This window comes from Streptomyces cucumeris, assembly GCF_024295805.1.
Taxonomy (GTDB): domain Bacteria; phylum Actinomycetota; class Actinomycetes; order Streptomycetales; family Streptomycetaceae; genus Streptomyces; species Streptomyces cucumeris.
On the sequence record NZ_JANCLX010000009.1, the window covers coordinates 79,201 to 100,361 of the forward strand.

The following is a 21,161-nucleotide window of genomic DNA, read 5'->3' on the forward strand; positions in this document are numbered from 1 at the left end:
CTCGGCGCGCGGCGGGCCCGGCGGCGGCGCGTGACGGGCGGTGCGGCGGCGCGTACCGGGGGATGCGGCGGCACGTGACGGGGGATGCGGCGGCACGTGGGATCGATCACCGTATGGCCCGATCCAGTGGACTGACGCGCCGGAATACTGCACTATGGAACGTCGTTAGCACTCACCGAGTGAGAGTGCCAGGAGGAAGTACGTGCCGACCTATCAGTACCAGTGCACCGCGTGCGGCGAGGGCCTCGAGGCGGTGCAGAAGTTCACCGACGACGCGCTCACCGAGTGCCCCAGCTGCCAGGGACGCCTGAAGAAGGTGTTCTCCGCGGTCGGCATCGTCTTCAAGGGCTCCGGCTTCTACCGGAACGACAGCCGCTCCTCCTCCAGCAGTTCGAGCAGCGGCTCCTCGAAGGCCGCGGCGAAGAGCGACAGCGGAAGCTCGTCCTCCACGTCGTCCTCGTCCTCGGACTCCTCGTCTTCGTCGTCCGGCGGCTCCGGGTCGGGCTCCTCGACCTCGTCGGCGTCCTCCACGTCGTCGTCCGGTTCTTCGAGCTCCTCGTCGAGCAGCGCCAGCTCGGCCGCCTGATCTTCCTCGCGACACCCCGCCATCCCATGGGGACGGCGGGGTGTCGCGCGTCTTCCCGGGGACCTGGGGGTGTCGTACCGGCCGACGGCGCTGGCTAGGGTGATCGCATGGTCGAGACCAGCAACAGGCAAGCGGACATAGGGGTCATCGGGGGATCCGGGTTCTACTCGTTCCTGGACGACGTGACCGAGATCACTGTCGAGACCCCCTATGGGGTGCCGAGCGACGCGCTCTTCATCGGCGACGTGGCGGGACGGCAGGTCGCCTTCCTCCCCCGCCACGGCCGCAAGCACCATCTGCCGCCGCACCGGATCAACTACCGCGCCAACCTCTGGGCCCTGCGCTCCCTCGGCGTACGGCAGGTCTTCGGGCCGTGCGCGGTGGGCGGGCTGCGGCCGGAGTACGGACCGGGGACGCTGCTGGTGCCGGACCAGCTCGTGGACCGCACCAAGGGGCGGGTGCAGACCTACTTCGACGGGGTACCGCTGCCGGACGGCCGCATCCCGAACGTGGTGCACACGACCTTCGCGGACCCGTACTGCCCGGTGGGGCGGAAGGCGGCCGTCGAGGCGGCGCGCGCCCGCGCGTGGGAGCCGGTGGACGGCGGGACGATGTGCGTGGTCGAGGGGCCGCGCTTCTCCACCCGGGCGGAATCGCGCTGGCATGCGGCGATGGGCTGGTCGGTGGTGGGGATGACCGGCCATCCGGAAGCCGTGCTCGCCCGTGAACTGGGGCTCTGCTACACGTCGTTGTCACTGGTGACCGACTTGGACGCGGGTGTGGAGACGGGCGACGGGGTCACCCACACCGAAGTGATGAAGGTGTTCGGCGAGAACGTCGGACGGCTGCGCGAGGTGCTTTTCGAGGCGGTGGGAAGGCTGCCGGAGAGCTCCGGGCGGGACTGTCTGTGCACCCACGCCCATGACGGCTGGGACCTGGGGTTCGAGCTGCCGTAGCGGGGGCTGCCGCAGGGCGGGGCGGACGGGCGGTGGGGACCGGCCGTCGCTCGCACGGGTGACCGGGTTGTGCACAGCCCGCCGGCCCGTCCACAGGCCCCGGCGGATCCGGGCGGCGACGGGCATCGTGAGGGGACCGGACGCTCCGGGCCTTCATGTACGTCACGACAGGCGGTGCTGTGCCATGTCCCATCCGTCCCCCGCACTCGCGTTACCCCGCTCCGCTCCCCCGCTGAGCGCCGTTCCCCGCTTCGCTCCGGTCCGGATCGGGCGGGACGGCGGCCATCGGCTGCGGCGGGCGGTGCGGCGGCGCAGACGCCCGATGGCGGCCGGTCTGGCACTGACCGCCGCGGCGCTCGCGGCGGCGGCACCGCCCGGCCAGGGACATGGGGGCGGGGCGCCCGCGCCGGTGCCCGCCTCGGAAGAGGGCGGGCGGCGCGGTGGCCCACGGCCCGCCATGGTGGCGGCCCCGGTCCGGATCGCCGACGCCGCGGCGGTGGAACTGCTGCACCCGGGGGACCGGGTGGATGTGCTGGCCATGCCGCTGCCCGCCGCCGCTTCGGCAGGGCGGGGGCGCGGCGCCGCGGCACGGGTGGTGGCGCCGGGGGTCCGGGTCGCCCGGGTGCCCGGAGCCGCCGAGGACCGGGCGCGCGACGGTGAGCCGACGGACGAGGACGAGCGCGAGGGCGGGCTCTACGACGCCGGAGCACCGGCACCCGGCGGCGAGGACGGGGCCCTGGTGGTGCTCACCGTGCCGCGCGCGACCGCCGTGGCGCTGGCCGGCGCGGCGGCCACCTCACGGCTGGCGGTGGCCCTGTGCCCCTCCTGATGATCGCGCCTGGACTCTCGTCCCTGGTCCGTACGGGTGTAGGTTGCGGAACCGTCCGCTCCAGCACCGATGCGGCGAAAGAGAGGCTGTGGCTTGAGCGAGGAGAAGGTCCCCGAGGAGAAGAAGCAGAGCGTCATGGACGGCTTCAAAGCCTTCCTGATGCGGGGCAACGTGATCGACCTGGCTGTCGCGGTCGTGATCGGAGCCGCCTTCACCGCCGTGGTGAACTCGATCGTGAAGGGCTTGATCAATCCCATAGTCGGGGCCTTCGGCACGAAGGATCTCGAGAAGTACCGCTCGTGTCTGAAGGCGCCCTGCGAGACGAACGCGGCGGGCGAGGTCGTCCACGGCATCCCCATCATGTGGGGCACCGTGCTCTCCTCCGTGCTCACCTTCCTGATCACCGCGGCGGTGGTGTACTTCCTGATGGTGCTGCCGATGTCGCGCTACCTGGCGCGGAAGGCGGCCCGGGAGGCGCAGGCCCAGGAGGCGCAGGCCGCAGTGGAGGCCGCCGAGATCACCTTGCTCCGCGAGATCCGCGACGAGCTGGTGGCACAGCGCGGCGGCAGCGGCTCCAGCGCCCAGGACAGGGCCTAGCTGCGTATCACAGGTGGTGGGGCGGTTTCTCGTCGAGGAACCGCGCCAGATCCGCGGCGCTGTCGGCGCCGTCGCCGCCAGGAGTCCGCTCACCCCACCCGCGGTCCGTGTCGTCCGGCGACGGCTGCGCCAGCGGATCACCGAAGATCAGCGCGGCGGCCGGATCGCGCGGTCCGGAGGCAGGGGCGGTGCTCATGGTTCAAGAGTACGGCCGGGGCAGCGGTTCGGTGTACCGGCCCAGCTCCTCGTGCCACCACCGGTCCCGGCCGACCTTCCAGGACACCGGGCGGGACAGCCGGTGCACCACCAGCACCGAGCGCACCTCCGGGCAGCCGGTCAGCGCGCGGTCGACGATCTGCTTGAGCGGCTTGGGCTCGCCACAGCGCTGCTCACCGTCCGCGGTGATGACGACCCGAGCGCCCACCTCCCTGATCCGGTCGCGCAGTTCGTGCGGGCGCAGTCCCACGGGGAGGCTGACCCGGACCACATCGAGGCGGCCGCAGGCGAGCGTGGCGATCACCGACTCGGGCACCAGCGGCAGATGGACCGCCACCCGGTCACCGGCGCGGACCCCGAGCCGGGTGAGGGCGGCCGCGGCACGGGCCGCCTGGTCGAGCAGATCCGCGTGGGTGAGCTCCTCGGTGCAGTCGGGCTCACTGATCCAGCGGAGGGCCACCCGGGCGGCCTGCCGGGGGTCGGCAGCCGGTGTGGGGAGCACCTCCGTCCGAGAGGTAAGAGGCACGTCGGTCTTCTTTCGAGCGGTTACGGACGGGATAACGCTCAGACTGCTGGCGAGTCATCAACGTCTGATGAACGTCCTGTATATGACGGGGCGTAGACCCCCGTGCCGCCCCGCGGCGCCGCCCCCGGGCACAGCCCTCGCGGCCGACCGTGCGCCTCGCTCCCCGAGCCTGCCACGGACCATGCCGTGGTGTCCCGTGCTACGCATACCTTCCATGAATACCGACGGGACAATCCCCGGATCCCCGCGTACCGGCCCGGCCGACGCGCTGACGGACGTCCACGGGCTGCGGGTCGGCCACGCCCAGCGCACCGGCGGCGGCTGGCTGACCGGCACCACGGTGGTGCTGGCGCCGGAGGGGGGTGCGGTCGCCGCGGTCGATGTGCGCGGCGGCGGCCCCGGCACCCGGGAGACCGACGCCCTGGACCCGCGCAACCTCGTCCAGCGCATCGACGCGGTGGTGTTGACCGGTGGCAGTGCCTTCGGTCTGGACAGTGCCTCGGGAGTGGCCGCGTGGCTGGAGGAGCAGGGCCGCGGTTTCCGGGTGGGCCCCGATCCGTCACAGGTCGTTCCGGTGGTTCCGGCCGCCGCCCTCTTCGACCTCGGCCGGGGCGGGGACTGGAAGGCCCGGCCGGGAGCGGCGCTGGGCCGGGAGGCTGCCGAGGCAGCGGCCGGTTCGGAGCCGGGGGCGCCGGTCGTGCAGGGCTGCGTCGGGGCCGGGACGGGCGCGGTGGCCGGTGGCTTCAAAGGCGGTATCGGCTCGGCTTCCACGGTGTTGCCGTCCGGGGCCACGGTGGCCGCGCTGGCGGCGGTCAACGCGGTGGGCTCGGTGGTCGATCCGCGCACGGGCGTGCTGTACGGGGCGATCCACGAGCCGGCGGGTGAGGGCGGGCACCAGCGGCCGGACGAGGCCCGGCACAGCGAGGCGCTGCGCAGGCTGGAGGCGGCGCGGACGGAGTCGGAGCGGCGTCAAGCGGCCTCGGCCCGGCCTCCGTTGAACACCACACTGGCCGTGGTCGCCACCGACGCCGTGCTCACCCGTGCCCAGGCGCAGAAGCTCGCGGGCACCGCGCACGACGGTCTGGCGCGGGCCGTCCGGCCGGTGCATCTGCTGTCCGACGGCGACACCGTGTTCGCCCTGGCCACCGGTGACCGGCCGCTGCTGCCGGAGGGCAGCGAGGAGGGGGCGGATCCGGCGTTCGGGGTGCACCGGGAGAGCGGCGCGCTGAACGAGGTCCTGGCGGCCGGGGCGGACGTCCTGACACGGGCGGTGGTCAAGGCGGTGCTGGCCGCGGAGGGGGTGGACGGACCGGGTGGGGTCTTCCCCGCGTACCGGGAGCTGTACGGAGCGGACGGAGCCGAGGGATGAGCGGGCGATGACGGCACGGGTGACCGGAGCATGAGGGCATGAGGGGAAGGCGACGGGCATGGATACCGATCTGCTGATCGTCGGTGGCGGTCCGGCGGGCTGCGCGGCGGCGGTGATGGCGGCGAGCGTGGGGATGCGCTCGGTGGTGGTGGAGTCCGGTGAGGCCCTGTGCGGTGGGCTGCGGCGCGTTCCCGTGGTGCGCAATGTCCTCGGCTTCACCACCGGCCCGGGGCTCGCGGCGGCGATCGAGGCCGATGTGGCGCGCTGTGAGCCGTGCCGGGTCGAGCTCGGACGGCGTGTCACACAGGTCGAAGTCGTCGACGACCATGTCGGGATCACGCTCGGGCCGACGGCCGGGGCGGTGGCGTCCGCGTCGGCGTCTGTTCCGGCGCCCGCGAAGTCCCGTGCGGGCACGACCCGGTTGACGGCGCCGTACGCGGTCGTGGCCACGGGCGTCGGCCCCATGGGGCCCTCGGACGCCGACTGGCTGAGCGGTGCCGCCGGCCACGGCCTCCCCCCGCTGTGGGAGGCGGATCCGGCGGACCTGGCCGGGCGCACCGTGCTGGTGCTGGGCGCGGACCGGCCGCTGGGCACCTTCGCACGGGCCCATCCGGAGCTCGACGTGCGCTTCCTGGTCGCCCACCCGCCCGAGGACATGTACAAGACCGAGGAGATGGGGCAGGACCCGCGGGTGGAGCTGGTGCCGGTGCGGAGGCTGGAACTGGGGTCGGGCAGCGGGCCGCTCACCGCCGAAGCCCACACCGTGGCGGGCGAACGGCGCGTCCTCGGGGCAGACCGCGGATATCTCAACCTGGGCAGCGCACCGGCCGTTCCGGAAGGAGACGTTGTCCGCGACGGAACCGGGTACTGTCCGCCCGCGCGGCAGCATCCCCGGGTGTTCACCGCCGGTGATCTGAGGTCGGCCCGCTTCCAGCGGATCGCCACCGCCATGGGATCGGGCGGCGAGGCCGCGCTCGGCGCCTACTACGCCTCGCGCGGCCTGCCGACGGATCCCGGCGGGGTGGCGCCGGACCGGTCAGGGGGCGGCTGATGCGGTCAGACCGCGACCGCCACCTTCGGCTCGTCCCCGGTGGCACCCGTCGCGGCCGGGTCGGCGGACGGGTCGGTGTCCGCCTCCGGCCGCGTGGTCTTCCGCAGCCCCTTGAGGAAGACCACCAGCCCGGTCGAGACAGCCGTACCGGCCACGATGGCCAGCAGGTACAGGAACGGCTGGCCGATCAGCGGGACCACGAAGATGCCGCCGTGCGGGGCGCGCAGGGTGCAGTCGAAGGCCATCGACAGCGCACCGGTGACCGCACCGCCCGCCATGGCCGAGGGGATGACGCGCAGCGGGTCCGCCGCGGCGAACGGGATCGCCCCCTCGCTGATGAACGAGGCGCCCAGCACCCAGGCTGCCTTGCCGTTCTCCCGCTCCGCCTTGGTGAACAGCCGCCCGCGCACGGTGGTGGCCAGTGCCATCGCCAGCGGCGGAACCATTCCGGCCGCCATCACCGCGGCCATGATCTTGAGGCTGCCGGTGGAGGGATCGGAGGCCGCGATACCACCGGTGGCGAAGGCGTAGGCGACCTTGTTGACCGGGCCGCCCAGGTCGAAGCACATCATCAGGCCCAGGACCACACCGAGGATGACCGCGTTGGCGCCGGAAAGACCGTTCAGCCAGTCGGTCATGGACTTCTGCGCCGAGGCGATGGGCTTGCCGATCACCACGAACATCAGGAATCCGACGACCGCCGACGAGATCAGCGGGATCACGACCACGGGCATGATGCCGCGCAGTGCGCTGGGCACCGAGAACCGCTGGATGCCCATCACCACGGCACCCGCGATCAGTCCGGCGACGAGGCCGCCGAGGAATCCCGCCTTGATCGTGGTGGCGATGAAACCGCCGACGAAGCCGGGGACCAGACCGGGCCGGTCGGCCATGCCGTAGGCGATGTAGCCCGCCAGGACCGGCACCAGGAAGGTGAACGCGGCGCCGCCGGTCTGGAAGAGCAGCGCCGCCCAACTGGCGGACTCGGTCCAGACGAAGTGGTCGGCCACCGATGTGGCGTCGGTGATCTCGTAGCCGCCGATCGCGAAGGCGAGGGCGATCAGCAGACCTCCCGCGGCGACGAAGGGGACCATGTAACTCACGCCCGTCATCAGCCACTTGCGCAGCCGGGTGCCGAAACCATCACCCGCGGCGGCGCCCGCGTCCATCGGGGCCGAGCCCTCCTCCGAGCCGTCGGCCGGTGCGCCCGCCTCACCGCGCGCGGCCTTCTCGCGCGCCTCGGCTACCAGTTCCGCCGGGCGGTTGATGCCCGCCTTCACCCCGACGTCCACCGTGGGCTTTCCAGCGAACCGGCCCTTCTCCCGCACCTCCACGTCATGCGCGAAGATCACCGCGTCGGCGGCGGCGATGGTGGTGGCAGACAGCTTGTCGAACCCGGCGGAGCCCTGGGTCTCGACCACCAGCTCGACGCCCGCCTCGGCGGCGGCCCTCTCCAACGACTCGGCGGCCATGTAGGTGTGGGCGATTCCGGTGGGGCACGAGGTCACGGCGACGATCCGGAAGGGACCCGCCGCCCCGTCAGCCGCCCCCGTGGCCCCGTCAGCCGCCTTCGCTCCGTCAGCCACCGCTTCCTCGTCGCCCCGGACCAGGGCGGCCACCCGCTCCGGTTCGTCCGCCGAGCGCAGCGCATCGGTGAAAGCGGGGTCCATCAGCGAGCGGGCGAGGCCGGACAGGATGGTCAGATGGTCGCTGTCCGCCCCGGCGGGCGCCGCGATCAGGAAGATCAGGTCGGCCGGTCCGTCCGCCGCGCCGAAGTCGATCCGGGCGGCACTGCGCCCGAAGGCGAGCGTCGGCTCGGTGACATGGGCGCTGCGGCAGTGGGGTATCCCGATGCCGCCGTCCAGTCCGGTCGGCATCTGCTCCTCGCGGGCCGCCACATCGGCGAGAAAGCCGTCGAGGTCGGTGACCCGGCCGGCCGCGGCCATCCGTTCGGCGAGCGACCGGGCGGCGGCTTCCTTGGTGTCGGCGGACAGGTCGAGGTCGACCAGATCCGCGGTGATCAGCTCACTCATCTCGCGGCTCCCTCGGGTGCGGTTCCGCCCGGTGTCGGGGAGGGGCGGAACGGGATGGGGACGGGGGGTGGGAGTGGGGCGGGCCGGTCACACGGGCTCCGTGAGCACGCGGTCCAGCGGGACGTCCTCGGTGATCAGCACGGAGGACGGATCGAGGTCGGCCGGGGTCGGCATGGCACTGCCCGGAAGCTGTACGGCGGCCGCACCGTGGGCCACGGCCGCGGCGAGCGCGGCGGGCCCGGCGCCGCCCGCCGCGAGGAATCCGGCCAGCGAGGCGTCCCCCGCGCCGACGTTGCTGCGGACGGTCGCGGCCCGGGCCGTGCCGAAGCAGGTGCCGGTCTCGTCGACAAGCAGCTGCCCGTCGGCGCCGAGGCTGGCCAGGACGGCACGGGCGCCCAGGCCGCGGAGTTCCTCGGCCGCCTTGACCGCCTCGCCGACGGTGCCCAGCGGGCGGCCCACGGCCCGGGCCAGCTCCTCCGCGTTGGGCTTCACCACGTCCGGGCGTTCACGCAGCGCCGCGGTCAGCGCGGGGCCGGAGGTGTCCAGGGCGATCCGGGCACCGGCCCGGTGGGCGCGGGCGACGAGTTCGGCGTACCACTCGGGGGCGATCCCGCGCGGCAGGCTGCCGCAGCAGGCGATCCAGTCGGCGTCGGCGCTCTTCCTCCGCACGGCCTCCAGCACCGCCTCCGCCTCGGCGCCGCTCAGTTCGGGACCGCCCGCGTTGACCTTGGTGAGGGTGCCGTCCGGTTCCGCGACGGCGACGTTGACCCGGGTCGAGCCCGCCACGGGGACCCCCGCCGCCTCGATGCCCAGCTCTCCGAGCAGCCGCGCCAGCAGCGCGCCCTCCGGTCCGCCCAGCGGCAGCACGGCGACCGTGCGCCGCCCGGCGGCGGCCACTGCGCGTGAGACGTTGACGCCCTTGCCGCCGGGGTCCACCCGGTCGGTGCCGGCGCGCAGCACCGCGCCGCGCTCCAGCGCCGGGACCTCATAGGTGCGGTCCAGGCTGGGGTTGGGGGTGACGGTGAGGATCATGCGCGTGCCACTTCCGTGCCCTGGCGCTCGATGGCGAGGGCGTCCTGCGGGCTCAGCCCGGTGTCCGTGATCAACAGGTCGACATGGCCGAGGTCGCCGAAGCGGGCGAAGTGTTCCTGGCCGGACTTGGCGGAGTCCGCGAGCAGGACGACCCGCCGGGCGGCGGCGATCATGGCGCGCTTGACGGCGGCCTCGGCAAGATCGGGGGTCGTCAGCCCCCCGTCGAGGGAGAAGCCGTTCGTGGCCAGGAAGAGCACATCGGCCTTGATCTCGCCGTAGCCGCGCAGCGCCCAGGCGTCTACGGCGGCGCGGGTGCGGTGCCGGACCCGTCCGCCGACGAGGTGCAGGGCGATTCCGGGGTGGTCGGCGAGGCGTGCCGCGATCGGCAGGGCGTGGGTGACCACGGTGAGCCCGGCCTCCAGCGGAAAGGCGGCGGCGAACCGGGCCGCCGTCGAGCCCGCGTCGATGATCACGCTGCCGTCGGAGGGCAGTTCGGCGAGGGCGGCCCGCGCGATGCGGTCCTTCTCGTCGGCGGCGGTGCCCTCGCGTTCGGCGAGATCGGGTTCGAAGTCGAGGCGTCCGGCGGGGATGGCACCCCCGTGCACCCGGCGGACGAGTCCGGCCCGGTCCAGCGACCGCAGATCACGCCGTACGGTCTCGGCGGTGACCTGGAACTCCTCGGCGAGGGACAGGACGTCCACCCGCCCGCTCTCGCGGGCGAGCCGGAGGATCTCCTGCTGCCGCTCCGGTGCGTACATGTGGGTTTGCGCCCCTTCGATGCCCGAACCTGTGATTTCGCGGCCAGATTACGGTGGCACTTGCTGAAAGTAAACAGAGTCGGGCATGAAACAGACTCGCCCGGACACAATCGGGCCAGCCGTCTCACACCTCAGCACCGTGTCCGAATGCCGCCGGACTTCCCCGGCGGGCACGGCCAGGATCGAGCCATGTCCCCCGGGATCACCTCAGACCGGGGATCCCACCACAATCCCTGACAGATCATTCATGGAGCTGATATGACACTCGACGGCAAGGCGGCCCTGGTCACCGGCGGCAGCCGCGGTATCGGCAGGGCCGTGGCGCTCCGGCTCGCCCAGGACGGCGCCGATGTCGCGCTGACCTATCACTCGCAGGAAGCCCGCGCGGCGGATGTCGTCGACCAGATCAAGGCGCTGGGCCGCCGGGCCTGGGCCGTACGGGCCGACAGCGCCGACGCCCAGGCGGTGCGCGACGCCGTGAACGGGGCCGCCGACACGTTCGGCCGCCTGGACATCCTGGTCAACAACGCGGGTGCCGGAGCCCTCGGGCCGGTCGGCGAGCTCTCCCTGGAGGATGTCGACCGCGTACTCGCCGTCAATGTCCGGGCGCCGTTCCTCATGGCGCAGGCCGCGCTGGAGCGGCTGTCCGACGGCGGACGGATCATCAACATCGGCAGTTGCATGGCCGAGCGCTCGGCCTTCCCCGGCGGCAGCCTCTACGCCACCAGCAAGACCGCGCTGACCGGCCTCACCAAGGCGCTGGCCCGTGAGCTCGGCGCCCGTGGCATCACGGTCAACCTGGTGCACCCCGGCCCGATCGACACCGATATGAACCCGGCCGACGGCGAGAGCGCCGCCCTGCAGAGCGGTCTGACGGCCCTGGGCCGCTACGGGCAGCCGTCGGAGAAGCCGCGACCGTGGCCCATCTCGCGGGCGGCGACGGCCGGTACATCACCGGGGCGTCGATCTCCGTGGACGGCGGCTTCGCCGCCTGATCACCACCGGGCCGCGCACCACGCACCACGACAGAGTGAGCCCCGGCGCCGGGGGGGAAGGGCGCCGGGGCTCGGTCTTCGGGGGTGACGGAATCGAGCGGCGGATCACGCCGCGGCGTCGAAACCGGTCTGGCGGGCCATCTTCTTCAGCTCCAGCAGCGCGTGCTTCTCGATCTGGCGGATCCGCTCACGCGTCAGCCCGTGCTGCTTGCCGACCTCCGTGAGCGTGCGCTCCCGGCCGTCGTCGATGCCGTAACGCGCCTTGATGATCGAGGCGGTGCGGTCGTCGAGGCGGCCGATGAGGTCCTCCAGCTCCTCGCTCCGCAGCAGCGTCATCACCGACTGCTCGGGCGAGACCGCCGAGGTGTCCTCCAGCAGATCGCCGAACTGGGTCTCGCCCTCGTCGTCCACCGACATGTTCAGACTGACGGGGTCGCGGGCCCAGTCGAGCACGTCCGAGACGCGCTCCATCGTGGAACCGAGCTCCTTGGCGATCTCCGCGTGCTCCGGCTCACGGCCGTGCTCACGGTTGAACTCCCGCTGCACCCTGCGGATCCGGCCGAGTTCCTCGACCAGATGGACGGGCAGCCGGATCGTACGGGACTGATCGGCGATCGAGCGGGTGATGGCCTGACGGATCCACCAGGTGGCGTAGGTCGAGAATTTGAAGCCCTTGGTGTAGTCGAACTTCTCCACCGCGCGCACCAGGCCCGCGTTTCCCTCCTGGATCAGATCGAGGAGGGGCAGACCACTGCGCGGATAGCGGCGCGCCACGGCCACGACCAGGCGCAGGTTGGAACGGATGAAGACATCCTTGGCGCGCGCACCCTCGTCGGCTATCGCCTCCAGTTCCTCACGGCTCGCACCGGCGGCTTCGGCGTCCTCCACCTCCCCGTCCAGAATCTGCTGGGCATAGACGCCCGCCTCGATGGACTGGGACAGCTCGACCTCCTTCGCCGCGTCCAGCAGAGGCGTGCGAGCGATCTCGTCGAGATACATGCCGACCAGGTCGCGATCGGCGATTTCCCCGCCTGAGGCGCGAACACTGTTGGCCCCATCAGCGCCACCACTGGCGGACTGATGACGGGCGACGGCACGGGTTGCCATGCGTGCTCCCTTACAGATGGATCGGGCGCGGACTACGGACGGACCTGCCCCTGCCGGGTGCCCCGTCCGATGGAAACAACGACTGGAATCCGGACAGAATTCCCAACCCGCGTCTACCTTTTTACGATCATGCAGTACCCTGTCCCGCCGCAGGGGCCTCAGCGCGGCGTCGGAACACTGGGAAGCGCAGGTCAGAGCCTCGAACAACGCCGTCCGTGGCTTCCCTCCCACCCATCAGGACGAATTCCACGGGTCCACGGTTGCCCGAGGGGACACCCGGCCACCAGGCGACGTCCGGCCCCGATGGGACGCCCGTACGCGAGGGGTGCCGAGGCCACGGGAGCGCCGTGCCAGGGCCCGAGTTGCCGGTGCCGGACCACGGGTGTGCGCTGGAAGGGACCGGTCCGGCGGGCGACGAGGAGGTCCTGCCATGAACGCCCCTGCCGCCATCACCTCGCGCGAGCAGCGCCACCACCGGCTGCACCCGCCCCTGCACCCCTCCGCCTCCTGGATGGTCCCGGTCGTCCTGGGGATCCTGATCGGCGGCTGGGCGATCTTCATCGACCACAACCAGGGCTCCTCCATCCCCGCGGCCTTCATCCTCGGCATCGTGGCGGCGATCGTCTTCGGGGCCGTCTGCTACGGCATCGGCACGATCCAGTCGAAACTGCTGCCCGAGCTCCGGGCGGCGCTCTACGGCGGGGTCTTCGGCTGCGCGATCGGCTTCCTCTACAACATCAGCGGCGCGTCGAACTACCGGTCCTCGGGGCTGGGGCTCGGCGTGGGGCTGGCCATGGCGGTCGCGGCCTTCTACGTCTTCCACGCCCACGACGACTGAGCGCCGCCCGCGGCCCGGCGGCACGAAGGCGGGCACCCGCCCGGCGCGGGCTCCGCGGCGTAGGTCCAAGGGTCCCCGCGCCGTACGCCCCCGGCCCGTTCCGGCGACCGCGCCCGCGTTCCTAGCGTGGTCCCATGACCGATGACACCTCTGGAACGCTCGACGAGGCCCTGGAGCGGCTGCACACCGCGGGCCCCGAGCGGCACGGCTGGCTCAGCAACCACGGGCCGATGGCGGTCGAGGCCCTGGTCCGCCACGGCCAGGCCCGCTCCGTCCACCGCTGGCTCGACTACTACCGCGCCAAGCTCGAGGACATGCCGGACGGGCACACCCCGATCACCGAGCGGAACTGGCGGGAGGCGCTCGGCGAACCCCGTCATATCGCCGACTGGACCGCCTACTTCGGTCATGAGCTGGCCGAGCGCCCGTGGCGGGACGTCCTCGCGCAGTGGTGGCCACGGCTGCTGCCCGGGATCGCCGGAGGCGCCACCCATCCGGTGATCCGCGTCGGTCACGCCGTACGCGCCCTGCTCGACGAGCCCGGCGCCGCGACCGCGCCCCGGACCGCCGAGCTCGCCCACGCTCTCGGCTACTGGGCGGCCCGCCACGCACCGCTCCCGTCGCTCGGCCGGCTGCCGGGGCCACCGTCCGGATCGGCGGCCGACGCGCTCGCGGGCGTACCCCTCATCGCGGACCAGAGCGGCGGCATACGGGAGCGGCTGCCAAGGCTCACCGCGTTCCCCACCTGGCCGGCGCGGACCACCCTCTACGCCGACGCCGCCCTCGACGCCGACGCCGCACGGGACCGGCTGACGGAGCTCGTCCGGGCCGCGACCCTCCGCTATCTCACCCATGGGCACGGCGAACCCGTGATGCTGGTCCACGCCGCGACCGCGCCCAACGCCGTTCTGCGGACCCTGCCCGCGCTCCCCCGTGAGCTCTGGGCACCGAGCCTGGACGCCGCGTGGGCGGCGAGCGCCGCCGTCACGGCGGTGTACGGACCCTCGGACCCGGGTCCCCGCCCCCACCCCGCTCCGGAAGCCGCCGCGGCATCCCCCGAGGAGGTCTTCACGCGGGCCGCGGCGCACGGCGACGAGCACGCCATCAAGCTGTCGGACACCGCGCTCGACGTCGCCCGGCAGGCCGCCGCCACCGGTCAGGACCCCGGACCCGCCCTCGCCGCCGCCCTGCGCTCCTGCGCGCTCATCGACGCACCGTCGACGACCCCGTAGCCCGGCGGCGGGCCCCCAGTCCCCACCCCGGGCCCCGGGCCCCGGGCCCCGGCCTCAGCCGAACTGCACCGACCGTTTGGCCAGTCCCATCCAGAAGCCGTCGATCACACTGCGCTGACTGCCCAGTTCGGACTCGGCGGCCCCCAGGGTGACGAACAGCGGCGCGAAGTGCTCGGTACGCGGGTGGGCGAGCTGCCCCGCCGGGGAGGTGTGCTCGAAGTCCAGCAGCGCGTCGATGTCCTGCGCCTCCAGGGCGCGCTGCCCCCAGTCGTCGAACTCGGCCGACCAACTGGGCGGCCGCGAACCGGTCTCCCGCAGCGCGGCCAGGTTGTGGGTGAAGAAGCCGCTGCCGACGATCAGCACGCCCTCGTCCCGCAGCGGTGCCAGTTTCCGCCCGATCTCCATCAGCTTCCGCGGGTCGAGCGTCGGCATCGACACCTGGAGGACCGGGATATCAGCCTCCGGATACATCTCCACCAGCGGGACGTACGCACCGTGGTCGAGCCCGCGGTCGGGGATGTCCTGCACCGGGGTGCCCGCCGTGCGCAGCGTGCCACGGATGCGTTCGGCCAGCTCGGGGGCGCCGGGGGCGTCGTACCGCACCCGGTAGTAGTGGTCCGGGAAGCCCCAGAAGTCATAGACCAGCGGGACCCGTTGGGTGGCCCCGATGGCCAGCGGCGCTTCCTCCCAGTGGGCGGAGATCATCAGAATGGCCCGGGGCCGGGGCAGCTCCGCCGACCAGGCGGCAAGCTGTCCCGGCCAGACCGGATCGTCGGCGAGGGGCGGCGCACCATGACTCAGATAGAGGGCGGGCATACGCCCGTCGAACGCGGACATACTGACTCCTCGATCCAGACTCTTGAAGTCTCAAGTAATACGTCCGACCCTAGCACTCTGTTGTTTAAAGTTCAAGGAATTCTCCGTACAATGAACGCGTGGACGCCATGAAGACCCCCGCAGACGGTGAAGCGACCCGCTGGCTGACCGACGACGAACAGCACACCTGGCTGGCGTACATCCAGGCGAGCATGCTCCTGGAGGACCATCTCGACCGCCAGTTGCAGCGGGACGCGGGAATGCCACATGTCTACTACGCCTTGCTGGTGAAGCTCTCCTGGGCACCGCGCCACAGAATGCGGATGACCGAGCTCGCCGAGGCCGCCAAGATCACCCGCTCCCGGCTGTCGCACGCCATCGCCCGGATGGAGAAGGACGGCTGGGTGCGCCGCGAGGACTGCGCCTCCGACAAGCGCGGCCAGAACGCGGTCCTCACCGACAAGGGGTTCGAGGTGCTGAAGCAGACCGCGCCCGGCCATGTCGCCGCCGTGCGGAGCGCGATCTTCGACCGGCTCACCCCGGAACAGGTCGAGCAGTTCGGGGTCATCTGCGGGATCATCCGCGAGGGGCTCCAGCCGGAGGGCGCCGATCTGCCCTGGCTGCGCTGACCGGACCACGCGCGAAGGCCCCGCTCCCTCGTGGAGCGGGGCCTTCGCCGCAGTACGCCACCCCGTTCGGGCGGTGCCGTACCGAGGTCATCCCATCAGTGCACCATCACCGGTCAGTGCACCATCACCGGCACGACATCCTCGACCGCGCCCTCACCGTCGGCGGAGCTCGCGACCGGACCCCCGCCGTCCTGCCGACCCGCGTTGACGAAGGTGATGGCGATCAGCGCCGCGACCGTCAGGATGCCGACCGCCCACCAGATGGCGGTGGTGTAGCCGTGCACCATGGCCTCCAGCTCGAGCGCCTTGCGCGAGGGGGCGCTGAGCAGGTGGGACTTGGCGTAGTCGGTGGTGGCGCTGGCCGCGATGGTGTTCAGCAGCGCGGTACCGATGGCGCCGCCGACCTGCTGGGAGGTGTTGACCATCGCCGAGGCGACACCCGCGTCACTCGGCTGGACACCGTGCGTCGACAGGCTCATCGCGGGCATGAACGCCGTGCCCATGCCGAGGCCGAGCAGGATGAACCCGGGCAGGATCTGCCAGGTGTACGAGGTGTCCAGGTCGATCTGGGTCAGGATCAGCATGCCGAGCGCGGCGACCACGAAACCGGGGCCCATCAGCAGCCGGGCCGGAACCCGGGTCATCAGACGGGTACCGATCTGGGTGGAGCCGACGATCATGCCGATGACCATCGGCAGGAAGGCGAAACCGGTCTTGACCGGGCTGTAGCCCTTCACGATCTGCATGTAGTAGGTGAGGAAGAGGAACAGACCGAACATGCCGATGATGGCGAGGCCCAGCGAGATGTAGACACCGCCCCGGTTCCGGTCGGTGACCACCCGCAGCGGCAGCAGCGGGGCCTTCACCTGGGACTCGACGACCACGAACGCGGTCAGCAGCACGGCCGAGGCGATGAACAGCCCGATGGTCCAGCCCGCGGTCCAGCCGTCGGACTCGGCGCGGGTGAAGCCGTAGACCAGCGCGACCAGACCGGTGGTGGCCAGGATGACGCCGGGAATGTCCAGCCGGGACGTGTTGCGGCTCTCCACCGGCTCACGGACGACCGCGACCGCACCGGCCGCGGCCACGGCCGCGAACGGGATGTTCACGAAGAACGTCCAGCGCCAGTCCATGTACTCGGTGAGGACACCGCCGAGGATCAGACCCACGGCACCGCCACCACCGGCGATGGCGCCGAAGATGCCGAACGCCTTGGCGCGCTCCTTGGCATCGGTGAACATCACCGCGAGCAGCGAGAGCGCGGCGGGCGCGAGCAGCGCGCCGAACACGCCCTGGAGCGCGCGGGCGCCCAGCAGCATCGCGCTGTTGACCGCGGCGCCACCGACCGCCGAGGCGGCCGCGAAGCCCAGCAGGCCGACGATGAAGGTCTGCTTACGACCCCACAGGTCGGCGATCCGGCCGCCGAACAGCAGCAGTCCGCCGAAGGCGAGGGCGTACGCGGTGATGACCCACTGCCGGTTGCCGTCCGAGATGTTCAGATCGGCCTGGGCGGAGGGCAGCGCGATGTTCACGATGGTCGCGTCGAGGACGACCATCAGCTGGGCGATGGCGATGAATATCAGCGCTTTCCAGCGCCGGGGATCGACGAATGGTGCCGTTTCAGGCATGAGTGGGCCTACCTAGCGGTGCGGAGAGTGAAAAACGGGACGGAAGGAACCGGTGGTGCACCGGTGTGAAGTCGTTGGGTCAGGCGTCAGGCGTCAGAGCAGGACAGCGGGAGGCATGGGCGGCATGGGCACCGGAGTGCCGGGAGCCCGGCACGTCCACAGGGAAGACCGGTGGACGGGCGGAAAATAAGCGGTGCTCGGTGGTCGGCCGAGTGAGATTCAGATCACTGCCGGTGTTGCAGATCCTCCAAGGTGGCTGCGGAGCCGGGTAGTTCGGAGCGCGCCGGGGTCGCCAGACCGTCCAGGAACAGCTGGAGATGCCGGTGCACGAAGGTGTCGAAGTCCACACAGCCGCTGCCGGGCAGCGGGCGGGTGAGCTGGGTGAGGGCGACCATCAGATCACCGACGCCGATGTCGGTGCGCAGCAGGCCGGAGGCTCGCGCCGCCCCCATCAGGGCGTCGATACCGGCGGCCAGACGGTCGCGGGCGGCGGTGAGATCAGGGTGGTCCTTTTCGATGGTGTCGGAGAGCAGGGGGCACAGGGCGCCGATCCGCTCGTCCGCCGCCGCGTGCACGAAGCGCCGCAGCGCGAGGAACGCGTCCGGCTCCTCGGCCAGGGCCGATTCGGCCTGGTCGGCGATACGGGACATCACCGAGAGGGTCACGTGGTGGATCAGCTCGCGGCGGTCCGCGAAGTGCCGATAGATGGTGGCATTGCCGACACCGGCCCGTCGAGCGATTTCATCGAGCGGGATCTCGGCCCCGTACTCGACGAGCGCCTCCCGGGCCGTGGCGATGATCCGCTCCCGGTTGCGCAGGGCGTCCGCACGCAGCCGGTGCTGCCCGGACCGGGCCGACTTCGCCGACCGGGAGGTGGCCTTGGCTGTCTTCGAGGTGGCCGTGGGGGCCATGGCAGCACTCCTTTCCGCGTACCACGTCCGGCTTCCGGAAGGTTCGGATCCGACGTTTCGACGTTCAACTTTTCCGGGGAGTCAGTCCCCGTTTGTGCGATCACTGGGTTAAACGGGGAATCCCTCCCCGGAATTTCACAGTCCGTGGGTGAGCTGCCTCACACTCGACCGGCGGTCCGAGTCCCCCGGACGGACCAGCGTTTTCCCCCGCCCGGCCGCGTCGGCGGGCGGCGCGCCGCCCGCCGACACACCGTGGTCGGCGATGAGCAAGAGCCGTGAGACCTCTCACCCGCGAATACGCAGGCCCCGCCGGGGCAGTGCGTTCGCCGCCGCAGCCGTGCTCACGGCGGCGGTGGTGGCCCCGGCGGCGACCCCTCATCCCTCGGCGCCCGCCTCCCCCGAGCGGGCGCCCGCCCTGTCCGCCCGTCCGGCCACCGGCTCACTGGAGCCGTGCACCCTGGCCCCGGGCCACGGCCTCCAGATGTCCGAGGGCATCCCGACCCATCGCGGCTACAGCCGCAGCACCGGGACGGTCCACGCGCTCAACCTCATGATCGATTTCCCCGACGTCCACGGCAAGGGCACCGCTCGGGAGCGCTTCGAGGAGTTCTTCCCGCAGACCACGCGCTGGTTCGCGCAGAGTTCGTACGGACGGCTCGACTACCGTCCCGCGATGCCCATCAAGCGCTGGCTGCGGATGCCGCACTCGTTCAGGTCCTACGGGATAAAGCGCGGCAGCCCGTTCGAGCCCGGTTACCGCAAGCTGGTGGCCGACCTCGCCGAGGCGGCCGACCGCAGGATCGACTTCAGCCGCTACGACCTGGTCAACGTCCTGGTGACACCGAACGCGGGACCGCCCGCCGCCCATGCCGTGCTCTCGGTGACCTACGCCGACAACCAGCGCGCCCCCATCGCCGACGGAGTGCCGCTGGCCAACGTCTCCTTCGTCTACAGCCGCCAGGACGACGGCTCCGGTTCACTGCACCGCACCGGCTACCGGGTGCTGCCGCACGAGAACGGCCATGTCTTCGGACTGCCGGACCTCTACACCCGCGGCGGCGGGGACAAGGTGGGCCACTGGGACGTGATGTCCGAGGACTGGGGCGCCGGGAACGATCTGCTCGCCTGGCACAAGTGGAAGCTGGGCTGGTTCGGTCCCGGCCAGGTGGCCTGCGCCTCCCGGTCCGGTGTCTCGGCCCACACCCTGACCCCGCTGCACCGGGCGGACGGCACCAAGATGGTCTTCGTGCCCGTCTCGGCGTCCACCGGCTACGCCGTCGAGGTGCGGACCAGCGGCGGCAACGACGAGGCGGTCTGCAAACCGGGGGTGCTCATCTCCCGGGTGGACACCCGGGTGGACTCCGGCGGCGGTCCGGTCACCGTCATGGACAGCACGCCCGACGGCCGCGGCTGCACCCGGGAGCGCAATGTCCACCCCGAGCTCAGCGACGCGGCCTTCGGCCCCGGGCAGACCTTCACCGGGAGCGCGGGCGGCACCCGGGTCACGGTCCGGGTCACCGGCCAGGACGCCGACGGCACCTACGGCGTGGAGGTCACCCGTCGCGCCAGTGCCGGCGCCCGAGGCTGATCAGCAGAAGCTGCTTGCGGGCGGTGTCGGCCACCCGGTGCTCCTCCTCCGGACAGTCCGGCGGGACCTCCAGGAACGCGGTCGCGGTCATCACCATGTGGTCGACGTACATCTGGGCGAGGATCCGGATGTCCTCGGCTGACCAGCCCTCCGGCGTGAGCTGCGGCGCGAAGGAATCCGCCACCTCGTCGGCGAACCGGTCCAGTTCGGCGGCGATCGCCTCCCGTACCGGACGGACCCCGCCATGCCGCTCACGCGCGATGAAGCGGATGTGGGCGGGATAGCGGCGCACCTGCTCGGCGACCGCCTCCACGGTGGCCTCGATCCGCTCCTGGTCCCCGATCTGGTCGGCGAGTATCGCCCGGATCAGGGCATGGAGACTGCCCAGCGACTCCTCGACCAGGGCGACGCCGAGGTCGCTCAGATCCCGGAAGTGGCGGTAGAAGGCGGCGGGCGCGACCCCCACCACCCGGGTCACCTCCCGCAGCCCCAGACTGCTCAGGCTCTGGTCCTCCAGCAGCCGCAGCCCCGCGTCCAGCAGCGCGCGCCGCGTCTTCTCCTTCTGGGCCTGCCGAACCCCGGACGTGTGACTCATATCATTCAGTAAACATCTGTTTGCTGACTTTGGCCAGGGGTTCGGGGGGTACTCTGGAAGTCAGTGAACAAGTGTGAATCCAATTGTTCACCGAACGACCACCCGCACGCCATCCGCATCCGGATCCACCCCTTCGAGAGAGGCTCATATGCTCTTCATCGTCGCGGCTCTCGCCCTGATGGGGATCCTGCTGGGCGCGGCGGCACACACCCCGCTCCCGCTGTTCCTCGCCGCATCCGCGGCCATCGGCGTCTGGCTGATGGCCTTCTTCATCCGCGAACGCACCGGGCACAAGGGGAGCTGACCCATGGCACTGACCGCACCCACCCGCACCTCGCCGGCCCGGGCCCGCAGGGACGCCGACGGCATGGCCGTCGCCTCCTTCGTCCTGGGACTCATCGGCACCCTGCTCTTCAACGCCGTCTTCGGGCCGTGCGCCATCGTCCTCGGGACGCTCGCACTCGCCCGGGAGACCGGCCGCCGGGGCCGGGCACTGCTCGGCATCGCGCTCGGCGTCGTGGACGTGATCCTGCTCGTCGTCCTGGTGACCCTGGACCAGTCCGTCTTCTGGCAGTTCGGCGGCTGATCCGCGGCAAATCCGCCCAACACCCCGTGAACGGCACACCATATATGCCCGTCGCGGGGTGTTGTGCATGTGATGTCCGTCGCGCTCCGGCGGCGGAAACGGACGGGGCGGTTTCGCGCCATCGCGGCATGGGCACCGTGCGCAGGAGACCTCGCGTCCCGCCATGCCCTGATTTATCGGCCAACTGCCCTGTTTGGCCTGCGAATCAGCCCTGAATGCCCCTCGGCACCTCTCGATCACCGGGTGATGAGGGACCCCGCCCACTGGACAATCTAGTTGGTTA

Annotated in this window: 22 protein-coding genes and 1 pseudogene; 13 read left to right on the forward strand and 10 right to left on the reverse strand. The window is 71.7% G+C overall.

Annotated elements, in window-relative coordinates:
• Positions 1-202 precede the first annotated feature (202 nt).
• The 4 genes from NMK44_RS15975 (at position 203) to mscL (ending at position 2,968) form a co-directional block, all read left to right on the forward strand.
• Positions 203-586: an FmdB family zinc ribbon protein gene (locus tag NMK44_RS15975; RefSeq protein WP_254743523.1), complete on the forward strand. Its 384-nt coding sequence runs from the start codon at positions 203-205 to the stop codon at positions 584-586.
• Positions 587-693: 107 nt separating this feature from the next.
• The gene (locus NMK44_RS15980) at positions 694-1,542 is read left to right on the forward strand and encodes an S-methyl-5'-thioadenosine phosphorylase (RefSeq protein ID WP_254743524.1); all 849 of its coding nucleotides are present in this window, start codon (positions 694-696) and stop codon (positions 1,540-1,542) included.
• Between the two features lie 184 nt (positions 1,543-1,726).
• Complete coding sequence (locus NMK44_RS15985; RefSeq protein WP_254743525.1) at positions 1,727-2,371, forward strand: RcpC/CpaB family pilus assembly protein; 645 nt, start codon at positions 1,727-1,729, stop codon at positions 2,369-2,371.
• Between the two features lie 135 nt (positions 2,372-2,506).
• Positions 2,507-2,968, forward strand: a complete 462-nt coding sequence (mscL, locus tag NMK44_RS15990) for a large conductance mechanosensitive channel protein MscL (protein ID WP_302888304.1) — start codon at positions 2,507-2,509, stop codon at positions 2,966-2,968.
• 7 nt (positions 2,969-2,975) lie between these two features.
• Here mscL and NMK44_RS15995 read toward each other — a convergent pair whose 3' ends face one another.
• Together NMK44_RS15995 and NMK44_RS16000 are read right to left on the reverse strand one after the other, a co-directional pair.
• A complete protein-coding gene (locus NMK44_RS15995) occupies positions 2,976-3,164 on the reverse strand; it encodes a hypothetical protein (protein WP_254743527.1) in 189 nt (62 codons plus the stop codon).
• A 3-nt stretch (positions 3,165-3,167) separates the two neighbouring features.
• Positions 3,168-3,710, reverse strand: coding sequence for an AMP-binding protein (locus NMK44_RS16000; RefSeq protein ID WP_254743528.1), 543 nt, complete (start codon positions 3,708-3,710; stop codon positions 3,168-3,170).
• Between the two features lie 214 nt (positions 3,711-3,924).
• Between NMK44_RS16000 and NMK44_RS16005 the strand changes: the two genes are divergently transcribed.
• Both NMK44_RS16005 and NMK44_RS16010 read left to right on the forward strand, forming a co-directional pair.
• Complete coding sequence (locus tag NMK44_RS16005) at positions 3,925-5,079, forward strand: P1 family peptidase (RefSeq protein ID WP_254743529.1); 1,155 nt, start codon at positions 3,925-3,927, stop codon at positions 5,077-5,079.
• Between the two features lie 58 nt (positions 5,080-5,137).
• On the forward strand, positions 5,138-6,130 hold the full coding sequence (locus NMK44_RS16010; RefSeq protein WP_254743530.1) for an FAD-dependent oxidoreductase: 993 nt from the start codon (positions 5,138-5,140) through the stop codon (positions 6,128-6,130).
• Positions 6,131-6,135: 5 nt separating this feature from the next.
• On the opposite strand, the gene NMK44_RS16015 is transcribed toward NMK44_RS16010, so the two are convergent.
• From NMK44_RS16015 to NMK44_RS16025, 3 genes are all read right to left on the reverse strand, one after another.
• Positions 6,136-8,163, reverse strand: a complete 2,028-nt coding sequence (locus NMK44_RS16015; protein ID WP_254743531.1) for a PTS fructose transporter subunit IIABC — start codon at positions 8,161-8,163, stop codon at positions 6,136-6,138.
• Positions 8,164-8,250: 87 nt separating this feature from the next.
• A complete protein-coding gene (gene pfkB / locus NMK44_RS16020) occupies positions 8,251-9,195 on the reverse strand; it encodes a 1-phosphofructokinase (protein ID WP_254743532.1) in 945 nt (314 codons plus the stop codon).
• Complete coding sequence (locus NMK44_RS16025; protein WP_254743533.1) at positions 9,192-9,953, reverse strand: DeoR/GlpR family DNA-binding transcription regulator; 762 nt, start codon at positions 9,951-9,953, stop codon at positions 9,192-9,194. The genes pfkB and NMK44_RS16025 overlap by 4 nt, the downstream gene beginning before the upstream one ends.
• Positions 9,954-10,211: 258 nt before the next feature.
• On the opposite strand from NMK44_RS16025, the pseudogene NMK44_RS16030 reads away from it, so the two are divergent.
• Positions 10,212-10,948, forward strand: a pseudogene (locus NMK44_RS16030) (3-oxoacyl-ACP reductase family protein).
• Between the two features lie 105 nt (positions 10,949-11,053).
• Here the strand turns inward: NMK44_RS16030 and NMK44_RS16035 are convergent.
• Complete coding sequence (locus tag NMK44_RS16035) at positions 11,054-12,055, reverse strand: sigma-70 family RNA polymerase sigma factor (protein WP_254743534.1); 1,002 nt, start codon at positions 12,053-12,055, stop codon at positions 11,054-11,056.
• Positions 12,056-12,485: 430 nt separating this feature from the next.
• Between NMK44_RS16035 and NMK44_RS16040 the strand changes: the two genes are divergently transcribed.
• The gene (locus NMK44_RS16040) at positions 12,486-12,893 is read left to right on the forward strand and encodes a hypothetical protein (protein WP_254743535.1); all 408 of its coding nucleotides are present in this window, start codon (positions 12,486-12,488) and stop codon (positions 12,891-12,893) included.
• A gap of 134 nt (positions 12,894-13,027) precedes the next feature.
• On the forward strand, positions 13,028-14,125 hold the full coding sequence (locus tag NMK44_RS16045) for a questin oxidase family protein (protein ID WP_254743536.1): 1,098 nt from the start codon (positions 13,028-13,030) through the stop codon (positions 14,123-14,125).
• Between the two features lie 54 nt (positions 14,126-14,179).
• Here the strand turns inward: NMK44_RS16045 and NMK44_RS16050 are convergent, their stop codons facing one another.
• Positions 14,180-14,962 carry a dioxygenase family protein gene (locus NMK44_RS16050; protein ID WP_254743537.1) on the reverse strand — a complete coding sequence of 261 codons (783 nt, stop codon included), beginning with the start codon at positions 14,960-14,962 and terminating at the stop codon, positions 14,180-14,182.
• A 107-nt stretch (positions 14,963-15,069) separates the two neighbouring features.
• On the opposite strand from NMK44_RS16050, the gene NMK44_RS16055 reads away from it, so the two are divergent.
• Positions 15,070-15,570, forward strand: coding sequence for a MarR family winged helix-turn-helix transcriptional regulator (locus NMK44_RS16055; RefSeq protein WP_254743862.1), 501 nt, complete (start codon positions 15,070-15,072; stop codon positions 15,568-15,570).
• A gap of 113 nt (positions 15,571-15,683) precedes the next feature.
• Here the strand turns inward: NMK44_RS16055 and NMK44_RS16060 are convergent, their stop codons facing one another.
• Positions 15,684-17,198 carry an MFS transporter gene (locus tag NMK44_RS16060; RefSeq protein ID WP_254743538.1) on the reverse strand — a complete coding sequence of 505 codons (1,515 nt, stop codon included), beginning with the start codon at positions 17,196-17,198 and terminating at the stop codon, positions 15,684-15,686.
• A 224-nt stretch (positions 17,199-17,422) separates the two neighbouring features.
• Positions 17,423-18,109, reverse strand: coding sequence for a TetR/AcrR family transcriptional regulator (locus tag NMK44_RS16065; protein WP_254743539.1), 687 nt, complete (start codon positions 18,107-18,109; stop codon positions 17,423-17,425).
• A 262-nt stretch (positions 18,110-18,371) separates the two neighbouring features.
• On the opposite strand from NMK44_RS16065, the gene NMK44_RS16070 reads away from it, so the two are divergent.
• A complete protein-coding gene (locus tag NMK44_RS16070) occupies positions 18,372-19,697 on the forward strand; it encodes a M6 family metalloprotease domain-containing protein (protein WP_254743540.1) in 1,326 nt (441 codons plus the stop codon).
• On the opposite strand, the gene NMK44_RS16075 is transcribed toward NMK44_RS16070, so the two are convergent.
• On the reverse strand, positions 19,663-20,292 hold the full coding sequence (locus NMK44_RS16075) for a TetR family transcriptional regulator (protein ID WP_254743541.1): 630 nt from the start codon (positions 20,290-20,292) through the stop codon (positions 19,663-19,665). The genes NMK44_RS16070 and NMK44_RS16075 overlap by 35 nt on opposite strands.
• Before the next feature lie 148 nt (positions 20,293-20,440).
• On the opposite strand from NMK44_RS16075, the gene NMK44_RS16080 reads away from it, so the two are divergent.
• Together NMK44_RS16080 and NMK44_RS16085 are read left to right on the forward strand one after the other, a co-directional pair.
• Positions 20,441-20,596 carry a hypothetical protein gene (locus NMK44_RS16080; RefSeq protein WP_254743542.1) on the forward strand — a complete coding sequence of 52 codons (156 nt, stop codon included), beginning with the start codon at positions 20,441-20,443 and terminating at the stop codon, positions 20,594-20,596.
• Positions 20,597-20,599: 3 nt separating this feature from the next.
• Entirely contained in the window at positions 20,600-20,878 is a 279-nt protein-coding gene (locus NMK44_RS16085) for a DUF4190 domain-containing protein (RefSeq protein WP_254743543.1), read from the forward strand.
• The last annotated feature ends 283 nt before the right edge of the window (positions 20,879-21,161 follow it).

Excerpts from the sequence above, each read along its gene's own strand:
- NMK44_RS15980 (WP_254743524.1), top strand. The coding sequence starts at position 694 with ATGGTCGAGACCAGCAACAGGCAAGCGGACATAGGGGTCATCGGGGGA.
- NMK44_RS15985 (WP_254743525.1), top strand. The coding sequence starts at position 1,727 with ATGTCCCATCCGTCCCCCGCACTCGCGTTACCCCGCTCCGCTCCCCCG.
- mscL (WP_302888304.1), top strand. The coding sequence starts at position 2,507 with ATGGACGGCTTCAAAGCCTTCCTGATGCGGGGCAACGTGATCGACCTG.
- NMK44_RS15995 (WP_254743527.1), bottom strand. The coding sequence starts at position 3,164 with ATGAGCACCGCCCCTGCCTCCGGACCGCGCGATCCGGCCGCCGCGCTG.
- NMK44_RS16005 (WP_254743529.1), top strand. The coding sequence starts at position 3,925 with ATGAATACCGACGGGACAATCCCCGGATCCCCGCGTACCGGCCCGGCC.
- NMK44_RS16010 (WP_254743530.1), top strand. The coding sequence starts at position 5,138 with ATGGATACCGATCTGCTGATCGTCGGTGGCGGTCCGGCGGGCTGCGCG.
- NMK44_RS16015 (WP_254743531.1), bottom strand. The coding sequence starts at position 8,163 with ATGAGTGAGCTGATCACCGCGGATCTGGTCGACCTCGACCTGTCCGCC.
- pfkB (WP_254743532.1), bottom strand. The coding sequence starts at position 9,195 with ATGATCCTCACCGTCACCCCCAACCCCAGCCTGGACCGCACCTATGAG.
- NMK44_RS16025 (WP_254743533.1), bottom strand. The coding sequence starts at position 9,953 with ATGTACGCACCGGAGCGGCAGCAGGAGATCCTCCGGCTCGCCCGCGAG.
- NMK44_RS16035 (WP_254743534.1), bottom strand. The coding sequence starts at position 12,055 with ATGGCAACCCGTGCCGTCGCCCGTCATCAGTCCGCCAGTGGTGGCGCT.
- NMK44_RS16040 (WP_254743535.1), top strand. The coding sequence starts at position 12,486 with ATGAACGCCCCTGCCGCCATCACCTCGCGCGAGCAGCGCCACCACCGG.
- NMK44_RS16045 (WP_254743536.1), top strand. The coding sequence starts at position 13,028 with ATGACCGATGACACCTCTGGAACGCTCGACGAGGCCCTGGAGCGGCTG.
- NMK44_RS16050 (WP_254743537.1), bottom strand. The coding sequence starts at position 14,962 with ATGTCCGCGTTCGACGGGCGTATGCCCGCCCTCTATCTGAGTCATGGT.
- NMK44_RS16055 (WP_254743862.1), top strand. The coding sequence starts at position 15,070 with ATGAAGACCCCCGCAGACGGTGAAGCGACCCGCTGGCTGACCGACGAC.
- NMK44_RS16060 (WP_254743538.1), bottom strand. The coding sequence starts at position 17,198 with ATGCCTGAAACGGCACCATTCGTCGATCCCCGGCGCTGGAAAGCGCTG.
- NMK44_RS16065 (WP_254743539.1), bottom strand. The coding sequence starts at position 18,109 with ATGGCCCCCACGGCCACCTCGAAGACAGCCAAGGCCACCTCCCGGTCG.
- NMK44_RS16070 (WP_254743540.1), top strand. The coding sequence starts at position 18,372 with ATGAGCAAGAGCCGTGAGACCTCTCACCCGCGAATACGCAGGCCCCGC.
- NMK44_RS16075 (WP_254743541.1), bottom strand. The coding sequence starts at position 20,292 with ATGAGTCACACGTCCGGGGTTCGGCAGGCCCAGAAGGAGAAGACGCGG.
- NMK44_RS16080 (WP_254743542.1), top strand. The coding sequence starts at position 20,441 with ATGCTCTTCATCGTCGCGGCTCTCGCCCTGATGGGGATCCTGCTGGGC.
- NMK44_RS16085 (WP_254743543.1), top strand. The coding sequence starts at position 20,600 with ATGGCACTGACCGCACCCACCCGCACCTCGCCGGCCCGGGCCCGCAGG.